The 12,452-nt window shown below is 62.2% G+C and carries 13 protein-coding genes; 9 read left to right on the top strand and 4 right to left on the bottom strand.

Annotated features, from left to right (window positions below; all coding sequences use genetic code 11):
* The 8 genes from zwf (at position 1) to ACKAMS_RS00140 (ending at position 6,538) form a co-directional block, all read left to right on the top strand.
* On the top strand, positions 1–1,545 hold the full coding sequence (gene zwf / locus ACKAMS_RS00105; protein WP_020907722.1) for a glucose-6-phosphate dehydrogenase: 1,545 nt from the start codon (positions 1–3) through the stop codon (positions 1,543–1,545).
* Positions 1,545–2,453: a glucose-6-phosphate dehydrogenase assembly protein OpcA gene (gene opcA / locus ACKAMS_RS00110; RefSeq protein WP_019748400.1), complete on the top strand. Its 909-nt coding sequence runs from the start codon at positions 1,545–1,547 to the stop codon at positions 2,451–2,453. The genes zwf and opcA overlap by 1 nt, the downstream gene beginning before the upstream one ends.
* Entirely contained in the window at positions 2,446–3,183 is a 738-nt protein-coding gene (gene pgl / locus ACKAMS_RS00115; protein ID WP_408988471.1) for a 6-phosphogluconolactonase, read from the top strand. The genes opcA and pgl overlap by 8 nt, the downstream gene beginning before the upstream one ends.
* 326 nt (positions 3,184–3,509) lie before the next feature.
* Entirely contained in the window at positions 3,510–4,430 is a 921-nt protein-coding gene (locus ACKAMS_RS00120; RefSeq protein ID WP_408988472.1) for an SDR family oxidoreductase, read from the top strand.
* A gap of 26 nt (positions 4,431–4,456) precedes the next feature.
* On the top strand, positions 4,457–4,801 hold the full coding sequence (locus ACKAMS_RS00125; RefSeq protein WP_041814994.1) for an iron chaperone: 345 nt from the start codon (positions 4,457–4,459) through the stop codon (positions 4,799–4,801).
* Between the two features lie 32 nt (positions 4,802–4,833).
* A complete protein-coding gene (locus ACKAMS_RS00130) occupies positions 4,834–5,556 on the top strand; it encodes an AAA family ATPase (RefSeq protein WP_084325928.1) in 723 nt (240 codons plus the stop codon).
* 27 nt (positions 5,557–5,583) lie between these two features.
* A complete protein-coding gene (locus tag ACKAMS_RS00135) occupies positions 5,584–5,904 on the top strand; it encodes a TfoX/Sxy family protein (RefSeq protein WP_019748395.1) in 321 nt (106 codons plus the stop codon).
* Positions 5,905–6,025: 121 nt separating this feature from the next.
* Positions 6,026–6,538, top strand: a complete 513-nt coding sequence (locus tag ACKAMS_RS00140; protein ID WP_307845778.1) for a hypothetical protein — start codon at positions 6,026–6,028, stop codon at positions 6,536–6,538.
* On the opposite strand, the gene ACKAMS_RS00145 is transcribed toward ACKAMS_RS00140, so the two are convergent.
* The 3 genes from ACKAMS_RS00145 to secG all read right to left on the bottom strand — a co-directional run bounded on the left by ACKAMS_RS00145 (position 6,525) and on the right by secG (position 10,526).
* Positions 6,525–7,310 carry an oxidoreductase gene (locus tag ACKAMS_RS00145; RefSeq protein ID WP_021344228.1) on the bottom strand — a complete coding sequence of 262 codons (786 nt, stop codon included), beginning with the start codon at positions 7,308–7,310 and terminating at the stop codon, positions 6,525–6,527. The two genes, ACKAMS_RS00140 and ACKAMS_RS00145, sit on opposite strands and share 14 nt — an antisense overlap.
* A 104-nt stretch (positions 7,311–7,414) precedes the next feature.
* Positions 7,415–10,189: a phosphoenolpyruvate carboxylase gene (gene ppc / locus ACKAMS_RS00150; protein ID WP_020969589.1), complete on the bottom strand. Its 2,775-nt coding sequence runs from the start codon at positions 10,187–10,189 to the stop codon at positions 7,415–7,417.
* A gap of 103 nt (positions 10,190–10,292) precedes the next feature.
* Positions 10,293–10,526 (bottom strand): preprotein translocase subunit SecG, encoded by a 234-nt coding sequence (gene secG, locus ACKAMS_RS00155; protein ID WP_003944946.1) that lies wholly within the window; start codon positions 10,524–10,526, stop codon positions 10,293–10,295.
* A 209-nt stretch (positions 10,527–10,735) separates the two neighbouring features.
* Between secG and ACKAMS_RS00160 the strand changes: the two genes are divergently transcribed.
* A complete protein-coding gene (locus ACKAMS_RS00160) occupies positions 10,736–11,536 on the top strand; it encodes a tyrosine-protein phosphatase (RefSeq protein WP_256064579.1) in 801 nt (266 codons plus the stop codon).
* Between the two features lie 125 nt (positions 11,537–11,661).
* On the opposite strand, the gene tpiA is transcribed toward ACKAMS_RS00160, so the two are convergent.
* Positions 11,662–12,447 (bottom strand): triose-phosphate isomerase, encoded by a 786-nt coding sequence (gene tpiA / locus ACKAMS_RS00165; protein WP_019748390.1) that lies wholly within the window; start codon positions 12,445–12,447, stop codon positions 11,662–11,664.
* Between the last annotated feature and the right edge of the window lie 5 nt (positions 12,448–12,452).

The raw sequence follows: 12,452 nt of genomic DNA on the forward strand, positions 1-12,452 counted from the left end.
GTGAGCGATTCCGCGGCGGCATCAGATTGGGTGAATCCCCTTCGGGACAGCACCGACAAACGGCTTCCGCACATTGCGGGGCCCTGTGCCCTGGTGATCTTCGGTGTTACCGGCGACCTCGCCAGGCGCAAGCTCATGCCAGCCATCTACGACCTCGCCAACCGTGGACTGTTGCCGCCCGGATTCGCTCTGGTCGGGTTCGCCCGGCGTGAATGGACGGACGAGGACTTCGCGAACGTCGTCCTCGAAGCAGTCAAGGACGGTGCTCGCACCAAGTTCCGTCAGGACGTCTGGGAGAGGCTCGCCGAAGGTATCCGGTTCGTGGAGGGCAGTTTCGACGAGGCCGAGGCCTTCCAGAACCTGTCCGAGACGTTGGCCACCCTCGACAACGAACGTGGTATCGGCGGCAATCACGGGTTCTACCTTGCGATTCCGCCCAACGCGTTTCCTCAGGTGCTCGAGCAACTGTCGGCGTCAGGCCTCGCGCAGGCCGAGGACGGTCAGTGGCGACGAGTTGTCATCGAGAAGCCGTTCGGTCACGACCTCGAGAGCGCTCGCGAACTGAACGCCGTCGTCAACAAGGTGTTCCCCGAGGACACGGTCTTCCGTATCGACCACTACCTCGGCAAGGAAACGGTCCAGAACATCCTGGCTCTGCGCTTCGCGAACCAGTTGTTCGATCCGATCTGGAACGCGCACTACGTCGACCACGTCCAGATCACGATGGCCGAGGACATCGGCCTCGGTGGCCGTGCCGGGTACTACGACGGCATCGGCGCGGCCCGTGACGTGATCCAGAACCACCTGCTCCAATTGCTCGCGTTCACGGCGATGGAAGAACCCATCAGCTTCGAACCGCTCAATCTGCAGGCGGAGAAGATCAAGGTTCTTTCGGCAACGCGTCTGGCCGAACCACTCGACGAGACCACTGCCCGCGGACAATACGAAGGTGGTTGGCAGGGCGGGTTGCCGGTAGTCGGACTCCTCGAAGAAGAGGGCTTCGCAGCGGACTCCACAACGGAGACCTTTGCCGCCATCACCCTCGAGGTCGACACCCGTCGCTGGGCGGGCGTGCCGTTCTACCTGCGCACGGGCAAGCGTCTCGGCCGCCGCGTCACCGAGATCGCGGTGGTCTTCAAGCGCGCACCACACCTGCCGTTCGACAAGACCATGACCGAAGATCTCGGCCAGAACGCACTCGTGATCCGCGTGCAGCCTGACGAGGGCGTCACTATGCGGTTCGGCTCGAAGGTTCCCGGATCGAGCATGGAAGTCCGTGACGTCAACATGGACTTCTCGTACGGTCAGGCTTTCACCGAGTCGTCACCGGAGGCGTACGAGCGACTCATCCTCGACGTGTTGCTCGGCGAGCCGTCTCTCTTCCCCGTCAATGCCGAAGTCGAATTGTCTTGGGAAATCCTCGATCCCGTCCTCGAACACTGGGCAGCCGGCGGCAAGCCGGAACCCTACGAGGCTGGAACGTGGGGACCACCGTCTGCGGACGAAATGATGCAACGCACCGGACGCGAATGGAGGCGACCCTAGTGATTCTCGATTTGCCCTCCACCACCACGGTCCAGGTCAGCAAGAAACTGGTCGAGGTACGTAAGACCGGCGGCGCTGTCACCTTGGGACGTGTGCTGACGCTTGTCGTCTGCACCAGGGACACCGGGAACGCCGAGGCCGCAATCGAGGCCGCCAACGAAGCAAGCCGCGAGCACCCCTGCCGCGTCATCGTGCTTCTGCGTGGCGACGAGCAGAGCGAGCCTCGGCTCGATGCTCAGATCCGCGTCGGTGGGGATGCCGGCGCCTCTGAGGTCGTGGTGCTGCGCCTCTACGGTCCCCTGGCGGACCACGAGAGCAGCGTCGTCATCCCGTTCCTGCTCCCCGACACACCGGTAGTCGCGTGGTGGCCCCTCGAGGCACCCGAGATTCCAGCGAAGGACCCCGTCGGAAAGCTTGCGATCCGTCGTATCACCGACGCCACCGGTGCCCCGGATCCGACTGCCACCATCAAGGGACGACTCGCGTCGTACACCGCCGGTGACACCGATCTCGCCTGGAGTCGCGTCACCTACTGGCGCGCACTGCTCGCGTCGGCTCTCGATCAGCCGCCGCACGAGAAGATCACCTCAGCGGTGGTCTCCGGTCTCAAAACCGAACCGGCACTGGATATTCTCGCCGGTTGGTTGGCTGCCAAGATCGACGGTCCGGTCATCCGACGTACGGGTGAGCTCACCGTCGAGCTGAAGCTGGAGACTCGCAGCATCTCCATCAGCCGCCCACAGGAGGGTACGACCGCAACCCTGATCCGCACCGGTCAGCCCGACTCGCTGGTCTCGCTCGGTCGTCGAGAGACGCGCGATTGCCTCGCCGAGGAATTGCGTCGGCTCGATCCGGACGAGATCTACGAAGAAGCGCTGGCTGGATTGGAGAAGGTGACCTATGAGTGATGTTGTCGTAAAGAAGTTTTCCGACGCCGGCCAACTGGTCGATGCCGCTGCCGCACGCCTGGTCACGACGATCGTTGATGCCCAGAGGGCTCGCGGGTTCGCATCCATCGTTCTGACGGGTGGCGGAACCGGGATCGCACTTCTCGAGAAGTTGCGTGACGCTCCCGGCGACATCGACTGGTCGCAGATCGATCTGTACTGGGGCGACGAGCGGTTCCTGCCGTCCGGCGATCCCGAGCGGAACGAAGTCCAGGCTCGTGAGGCGCTTCTCGATCACGTGCCGGTCGATCCCGACAGGGTGCATGCGATGGCCGCCTCCGACGGTATCTACGACGGTGATCCGCACGGGGCGGCGACGGCGTACGAACAACTGCTGGGCGCTCAGGCACACGGCAATCAGGTTCCGACGTTCGACGTGCACCTGCTCGGCATGGGTGGAGAAGGACACGTCAACTCGTTGTTCCCGCACACCGACGCCGTTCGCGAGGAAGCTCGTTTCGTTGTCGCGGTGACGGACTCCCCCAAGCCGCCACCGGTACGGATCACCCTGACGTTGCCTGCTGTTCGGCGTGCCAAAGAGGTCTGGCTGCTCGTCTCGGGTGCTGCAAAGGCCGAGGCCGTTGCCAAAGCTGTCGGAGGTGCTTCGTCCGAGGACTGGCCGTCCGCCGGCGCCACCGGTTTGGTGGCGACGCGTTGGTTCCTCGATACGGACGCTGCCTCGCAGCTCTGATCTGATTTCACGGATCTGATTTCACACCGGGCCGGGAATCGTCTTCAGGCGATTCCCGGCCCGGTGGTACATCGAGGACATTTTCACAGTGGCGAGTCATGACTACCCGCTGAGTCCGGATCCGATGCGAATTTCCTTTTGACGGAACGGAACTCAATCCCGAGATCCCTTGTCTCCAACGGGCACTCTGCCCTGCACAATGATTCATCTCTCCCCCTGTCTCGTTCTTTCGAGCGATTACTACCTTGGACGCCGCGAAGTAGGGTTCGGTTCCGCAGATCGCTTTCACTCTTGAACGAAGCAATCCAGGCGAGAACAATCGAACAATGTCGTGGACACCGAATCCGGATGCACTTCGCGGGCGAGTGGCTGTTGTTGCCGGGGCGACGAGGGGCGCCGGACGCGGAATCGCCGCAGCCCTGGGTGAGGCCGGTGCAACCGTCATCTGCACTGGCCGGAGCACATCTGCCGGAATACTTCAGTCGGACTATCCGCGCGGCGAAACCATCGAGGAGACGGCAGAACTTGTCACCGAACTGGGCGGCGTCGGCGTGCCGATTGCCGTCGATCATCTCAAGAGCAAACAAGTGGCTGATCTCGCCGAACGCTTGCGCGCCGACTATCAACATATCGACATCTTGGTCAATGACATCTGGGGCGCGGAATTACTCAAGGGTGGGCCGGCGGAGTGGAACACGCCGGTATGGGAACACGATCTGGACAAGGGCTTTCACATTCTGCGCCTGGCGATCGACACCCACATCACCACGTCGCACCACCTCCTGCCGCTGATGATCGATCGGCCAGGCGGACTGGTCGCCGAAATAACCGACGGCACTACCGAATACAACGCATCGAACTATCGCATCTCGGTGTTCTACGACCTGGCGAAGGTATCCGTGAACAGGCTTGCATTTTCACAAGGCCACGAACTTGCCCCGTTCGGCTGTACTGCCGTCGCCATCACTCCGGGGTTCCTGCGATCAGAGATGATGCTCGACAATTTTGGTGTCGGCGAATCGAATTGGCGTGACGCTTTGTCGCCGGAGCGGGGTGGGCCGACTGCACCTCCGGATTTTGCCCGCTCCGAGTCACCAAGATTCACAGGACGTGCGATCGCCGCCCTCGCCGCCGATTCGAATCGGAAGCGATGGAATCAGCGATCGGTCAGTTCAGGCGAACTCGGAACGGCATACGGGTTCACCGACACCGACGGCAGCCGCCCCGATTTTTGGCGAGCCAACTGAATCCGACAGTGATTAAGATCCGTTTCATGGCCGAATTCGCGACGATCGACGATTACATCGCGTCGTTTCCCACCGACGTGCAGCGATCCCTCGGGAGCATCCGCGAGACGATCCACAGCACTGTTCCCGGCCTCGATGAAACCATCAGCTATCAGATGCCGACCATGACGGTGAATGGGAAGAACCTGGTTCACTTCGCAGGCTGGAAACACCACATCTCGATGTACCCACTCCCGGCAGGTGACGCAGAGTTCGAGAAGTCCGTCGACCCGTACCGGGCTGCGAAATCAACCGTGAAGTTCCCGCTGAACAAACCGATCCCCCTCGATCTCGTGGCTCGAATCGTCGAATTGCTCGCGCAGCGCCACTAACCTCAGTTCCCGTCGGAGCCTTGTGAGAGCGTATGGCCGTGCAGAGACAACCCATCCGACGCATCAAGGCCGGGACATCGTCGGGCGCTGACGTAGGCAGCTGGCCGATGACGGTGCCCGCGGTTGCGCAGATCATTCAGGACGGTCTTGAACTTCCACCGGGTGTCACCATTCTGGTCGGCGAAAACGGAGCGGGGAAGTCGACCGTCATCGAAATTCTTGCCGCCGTTCTCGGTCTCAATGCCGAAGGCGGGTCTACCAATACGCGACATCAGACCAGATCGAGTGAACCGAGCGGCCTCGACCTTGTGGTCGAGCGGAGCCCCGGCGCGTCGAAGTGGGCGTACTACCTCCGAGACGAAACCTTGCACGGGTTGTACACGTATTTGGAGGACAACCCCAATCCCACGCGACCTGAACCGCTTTACCATCACCTCTCCCACGGTGAGGCGCTGCTCGAGATCTTGTCGTCGAGGACCTCCGACGGCGGCTTCTATCTCATCGACGAACCCGATGCCGCACTCTCCTTCCAAGGGACCTTGACGCTGGTCGCGCTGCTCGGTGAGCTGGTGGAATCCGGCGCGCAGGCAGTGATCGCGACGCACTCGCCGATCATCGCGGCACTGCCGAACGCCAATCTGCTCGAGATCGGCGAATGGGGAATCCGAGCCGCGAGCTGGGAGGACCTCGATCTGGTCTCGAACTGGCAGCGGTTCCTTCACGACCCGCAGACGTACCTGCGCCACCTGATCTAACCTGGAACTCCACCCCAGGAGGCCTCCATGGCATACGACAAGGCGCTGGCTGAGCGTATCCGCGATGCGCTCTCGGGCGAGAGCGACGTCGAAGAAGTAAAGATGTTCGGTGGGCTGAGCTTCATGGTGAACGGGAAGCTGGCCGCCAGTGCGAACTCACACGGCAACATCATGGTTCGGTGTGACCCCGATCGAGTTGACGAACTCCTGACGCACAAGGGTGCAAGTTGGCCCGAGATGCGGGGTAAGCCGATGAGCAAGGGATGGATCGTCGTCGACCGAACCGGGACGAGTTCGAACGTCGAGTTCAATGCGTGGATCAAGGAAGCTCTGGACTTCGTGCACTGACTGGTACTGCCGGTTCGATCAATTTCGCTCGATTCGGCAAAAAGTGAAGTGGGCGGCCCTAGACTCCGAAAAAGCATTGGATTGGGCGCCACGACGGCGCGGAGGAAAGGTGGTCCGTCGCGTGACGTTCACACCCAATCAGCCGGATCACCAACGCGCCTTCGGGTTTCAGCCGCCGTCGACCCGCACGATTCCCTCCCTCATGCCCGACCGTTTCGGACCTAGCCTCATCGGATCGCTGTGGGCGTGCGCCGGGATCGTCGCCGGAAGCCTCGGCCCGTGGACGTCGTCCTCCGCCCTCGACCACAGTGGTATCGACGAATGCGGAGTGATCACACTCGTCCTCGCTCTGGGCTCGGTAACCGCGCTTATCACCCTCATGATTCGAGACGTCACGCCCGAGATGAAGAATCACTGCACGGGACCGCTGGTGGGAATCGCCGTCTTGATCGTTGCCGTCGGAAACGCCGCGTCCATTGTGCGACGTAGTACGGAGGTCGCAGGGCACACCGCCGGACCGTCCATCGGGTGGGGATTGTGGGTGGTCATCGCGTCCGCAGTGATCCTGTGCATCACGTCGTCGACCGTCGCGCACATGATCAGGTTTCAGGCAGCAATGATCACAAGGTCTTGATCAGACCGCCGTCGATCACGAAATCCGCGCCCGTCACGTTCCCCGCGCGATCGCTGGCGAGGAACAACACCAGGTCCGCTACCTCTTCGGGAAAGGTGAAGCGGCCCGTCTCGGCGCCGGCGGCGGCACTTTCGACGATATCGTCGGCCGCTGAACCATTCGCCTTCGCCAGCGTCGAGGCCACTCCGTGCTTGCCGAGCCACAACTCGGTCTGCACCGGACCAGGGCTGACGGTATTGACGCGGATCCCCTTCCCGCCCAGTTCTTTCGACAACGACTTCGAGAAGTTGGTCAACGCCGCTTTGGCGGCGCTGTAGTCGATCACCGTGGGGTCAGGTAAGAATGCGTTGACCGAACTGATCGTCACGATGCTCCCGCCACCTCGGCGGATCAACTCCGGCAGCGCAGCGCGAACAGTGCGTACAGCCGACAAGAACGTCAGATTGAACGACGACGCCCACTCTTCGTCCGTGATAGCCGCGAAGCCGCTCGTTCGCGGGGTGACGGCGCCGACGTTGTTGACCAAGATGTCGACGCCGCCCCTCGCTGCTGCAACCTCGAGCAGTCGGGTAGATCCTTCGACACTCGCGAGGTCGACGCCGACAAAGGTGACGGCGCCGCCGGACTGCAGCGATTCGAGTTCCGGCGAGAGCGTCCGCGAGCCCGCGACGACGTGGACTCCCTCGGCCACCAAGGCCCGAGTGATCGCCAACCCGATACCTTTTCCCGCGCCGGTAACCACGGCAGTTCGTCCGTCCAATTGCAGATCCACTGCGGTCCCCGTTCGGTCCGGTGCGCAGCGTTGGGTGTGCGTGCGACAGCTCTAGAGTCGCCGCACGCACACCCTGGTAAACCTGCAGAACCAGCCGCTGTTACCTAGCCACTGTTACGAAGCGCAGTGGCCAGGCCGTTCATCGTCAGCTGGATACCCCGACGCACCTGATCGCTCTCGTCGCCGGAACGGTACCGACGGATCAGCTCGACCTGTAGATGGTTGAGAGGTTCGAGGTACGGGAACCGGTTGTGGACCGAACGCTCGAGGCCCGAGTTGTCGGCAAAGAGGTTCTCGTTGCCTGTGATTGCCTTGTACATGCGAATTGTGCGTTCGTGCTCGTCGGTGATCATTCCGAAGACTCGATCGCGCAGTTCGGCGTCGGGCACGAGGTCCGCGTAGCGGGCCGCCAAACCGAGATCAGACTTCGACATCACCATGGCCATGTTCGAGAGCACGGTTCGGAAGAACGGCCACTTCTCGTACAGGCCCGTCAACGTGGCAAGCCGAGTGTCGTCTCCGTCTATCCATCTTTCGAACGCGGCGCCGGTTCCGTACCAACCCGGAAGCATCACGCGAGACTGACTCCACGAGAGCACCCAAGGAATGGCACGCAGATCGGAAATCGCCTTGGTCTGCTTGCGAGAGGCCGGACGAGAGCCGATGTTGAGTGCTCCGATCTCGGCGACCGGCGTCGACGCTTCGAAGTACTGCACGAATCCTGGTGTGTCGTGCACCAATTCGCTGTACGCGGTGCGGGCGAGTGCCGCCAACTCGTCCAACACCGCGTAGGCCGCATCTGCGTCGCTGCCAAGACCTTCGACGTCGAGCAACGTCGACTCGATAGTCGCGGCGATGAGTGTTTCGAGGTTGCGGTGCGCCAGACGCGGTTCGGCGTACTTGGCCGCAATCACCTCACCCTGCTCGGTGATTCGCAGAGAACCAGCGACGGCACCGGGGGGCTGCGCGAGAATCGCTTCGTAGCTCGGTCCGCCGCCACGTCCGACGGTTCCGCCGCGGCCGTGGAAGAGCCTCAACCTGATTCCGCTCTTACGCGCGGCATCGACGAGGTCGAGTTCGGCACGGTACAGCGCCCAGTTGGCGGCCAAGTACCCGCCGTCCTTGTTCGAGTCGGAGTACCCGAGCATCACTTCCTGACTGTCACCGCGCGAACGGACGATCGCACGATAGATCGGGATGTCGAGCGTCGCCAGCAATGTGTCGGCGCCGCCCTGCAGATCCTCGATCGTCTCGAACAACGGGACGATGCCGATCGGGCAGGAGGGTTCGCTACCGACGCCCGGATCGAGCACCCCGACCTCTTTGAGCAGCACCGCAGCTTCGAGCATGTCGCTGACCGAGGTACACATGCTGATGATGTAGTTGGGTACTGCGCCCGCTCCGAGAACCCGCACTGCCTTGGCGCCGGCCGCCATGATGGCCAGTTCCTTGGTGGTCAATTCGCTGAACTCGGCGTCCGGCGAAGTCAGTGGTCGCCGCGTCGTCAACTCGGCCGACAGCAGTTCGACTCGATCGGCTTCCGGCAAGGACGTGTAGTCCGGGTGAACTCCGGCCCACGCCAGAAGTTCTGCGACGACGCTTTCGTGTACCTCGGAGTTCTGCCGCATGTCCAGACCGGACAGGTGAAAGCCGAACACCTCCACCGCTTCTCGGAGCCGATCGAGTCGATCGTCGGCGATGGTCTCGTCGCCGAAACGACGCAACGAGGTGTCAATGATTCCGAGATCCCGCTGCAGTTGTGCCGGGTCGGTGTACGCCTCGAGTCCGTCGTCGGAGCCGTGGGCGGGCAACTCCCCCAGTACCGTCAGTGCGGTTGCGCTCAATCGCCCGCGGATGCCGCGAATCGCGCGACGGTAGGGCTCGTCGGCCCGGAATGCAGAATCGTCGCCGGAGGTAGACGCCAGCAGATCGAGTTCGGGCGTGACGGACACCAACCGCGCCGACATCGACAGTTCACGCTCGAGATGTTCGAGTTCCTCGAGGTGATGCTCGAGAGCAGTCGCCGCAGCGCGCGACGTGGCGCGCTGGACGATTTCGCCGGTCACGTACGGATTGCCGTCCCGGTCACCGCCAATCCACGAACCCGGCCTCAGGATCGGTTCCGGCAGGAGCCCGGCGTCCGGCCAACGCGTGCGCAGAGCTTTGCGGACCTCGGCATTGATCTTCGGAATCACCTCGAACAACGCCGCGTCGTAGTAGCGCAGGCCTACCTCGATTTCATCCTGGATACGGAGGCGGCTGAGCCGGATCAGAGCCGTCTGCCACAGGGTCAGGATCTGACGGCGCAATTGCAGATCGACATCAGCGGTTTCTGCGACGCTCAGCGCCGTGCGCTCGCGGTATCGCATCAACTCGGTGATCCGACTCTGCGTCTCGAACACCGTGCGGCGTCGAGTCTCCGTCGGGTGAGCGGTGATGACGGGTGAGACCAGGGCGCCCCGCAGCGCTTCTTCGACGGTAGCCGAATCGATATCGGCTGCATCGAGTTTGGTGTACGTGGCGGCGAGAGTGCTGTCGCGGGGCGGCTCACCCGCGTTGACGTGGATGGCCCGTCGACGCTCGCGGTGGATGTCCTCGGCCAGGTTGGCGAGCAGCGCGAAGTGACTGAACGCACGAATGACGGGAATGGCGTCGTCCGTACTGATTTCGGCGAACAGCGACACCAGTTCGGCGCGGTCGATCTCCGACCGACGGACTCGGAACGACTCGACACGGGCTCGCTCGACCAGATCGAAAACATTGTCGCCGGCTTGCTCTCGCACTATTTGTCCGAGTATTCCGCCGAGAAGCCGGATGTCTTCGCGCAGCGGCTCGGTGGCCTCTCGCGGTGTTTCTCGATGCGACGCGGTTTCAGTCATCACTCAATTATCGACCGAAACAAAGAACCCCGCTCGATAGGCGGGGTTCCGTGTCTGAAATTCGTGTGTGAAAAACTACCGGCTGCAAGTCATGAGCCGAGAATCAGGCGAACTTGATCTCCAGGCCGATGCCGACGATCGAGATGAGCCAGATCAACGCGGTGAAGACCGTCAACCGGTCGAGGTTCTTCTCGACAACAGTCGATCCGGACAGGCTGGACTGGACACCGCCACCGAACAGACTCGACAAACCGCCGCCCTTACCGCGGTGCAGGAGCACCAAGGCGATGAGGAGCAAGCTGGTGATGACCAGCAGGATATCCAGGAACAGTTTCATGTCTGTCTACGTCCACCAATCCAATAGGGACAACTACAACCGATAACACCATACAGGCGCGCACAGATAGCCTGACCACATACCCGCCTCGCACATGACTTTGCACCCGGCCAGGCACGACTCTTGGTCAGTGGCATCGATCACACTGTCGAGATACCGATTCAGTAGTTTTTCAGTTGACGCGACTCTACCTCCGAAAGGCCGGCTCCATGCTTTCCGACACTGCCCTGCCCGACACTGCCCTGCCCGACATACCCTTGCCTGACACACCACGTCTGGCTTCGATTCACAACTTCCGCGACGTGGCCGGCCCCGGGTACGTCACGACCAGCGGACAGGCGATGAGCCGCGGAGTTTTCTACCGCGCAAACGTGCTGACGCCCTCGCCTGAGGATCTTGCGATCGTGGAATCGCTGGGGCTGACCGCCGTCTACGACGTGCGCTCCGAAACCGAAGCGAACGAAACTCCCGACACCGTGCCTGCGCCGGCGATGTACGCCCACATTCCCATCCTGTCCGGCAACATCCACGCCGAAGCGATGGCTCTCCGAACAGCGGACGCTGCAACAGCTTTCATGCAGAACATCAATCGCAGCTTTGTCGCAGACCCCGTCACTCGCAGCGGATTCTCGCAGTTGTTCGCCGCCCTGGCCACTACCGCCGGGCCGCAACTCTTCCACTGCACGGCAGGCAAGGACCGAACAGGCTGGGCAGCAGCACTACTGCAGACACTCGCCGGTGTACCGCGCGAAACGATCATGGCGGACTACCTGCTCACGAATACGTACTCGGCCGAGTACATCGATGCGACGGTCGCAACGATCGCCGCCGCCACAGATGCAGACAAGGGCGAGGTGATCCGGTTGCTGCTGTCCGTCGACGCAAGTTACCTGGGCGCTGCCTTCGAGCAGGTGGAGCACCACTACGGGACCGTCGAGAACTATCTGACCACCGGGTTGGACCTTGCTCCCGAACTCGTCGGCGCTTTGGAAACCAAACTCGTGAGCTGAATCCGGCGAATCAAAAAACTGCGGGCGTGTGACCTACTCGGTCACACGCCCGCAGTTCAGTGTCATACAGCTCAGTGTCATGCAGTGACAGTGTCCTGCAGTTTCCAGCTCACTACCCGATCACATCACGGGAGTGGACCGCCTGCAGCGATCGCAGACAGTGTCGCGAACTCGTCAGCCTTGAGCGACGCGCCGCCGACCAGAGCGCCGTCGACGTCAGTCTGGCCGACGATCTCTCCGACGTTCTTGGAGCTGACGCTGCCGCCGTACAGAACGCGAACGCCGGCTGCGACCTCGGCGTCGGCAAGTTCGGCAACTGTTGCTCGTACCGCAGCGCACACTTCCTGTGCATCGGCGGCAGAAGCGACCCGGCCGGTGCCGATGGCCCAAACAGGTTCGTACGCGATGACGATCTTGGAGATCTCCTCCGCGCTCAGGCCCGCCAACGAACCCTTGAGCTGGTCGACGTTGTAGGCAACGTGATCGCCCGCTTCGCGGATCTCGAGACCTTCACCGATGCACACGATCGGCGTGAGGCCGTTCTTGAGAGCGGCCTTGGTCTTGGCGAGGACGGTCTCGTTGGTCTCACCGTGAAGGGTGCGACGCTCCGAGTGGCCGACCACGACGAAGGTGCATCCGAGCTTGGCCAGCATGGAGCCGCTGATCTCACCCGTGAACGCACCCGAGTCCTGAGCCGAGACATCCTGCGCGCCGTACGTGAGGAGGAGCTTGTCGCCCTCGATCAGCGTCTGGACGCTACGGATGTCGGTGAACGGCGGGATGACCGTGACGTCCACTTTGTCGAAGTACTTCGCAGGCAAGGAGAAAGCGATCTTCTGCACCAGGGCGATAGCCTCGAGGTGGTTCAGATTCATCTTCCAGTTGCCGGCGATCAACGGCTTACGTGCCATGTCGG

It is taken from the genome of Rhodococcus sp. 5A-K4 (assembly GCF_046097995.1).
Taxonomy (GTDB): Bacteria; Actinomycetota; Actinomycetes; order Mycobacteriales; family Mycobacteriaceae; genus Rhodococcus_F; species Rhodococcus_F erythropolis.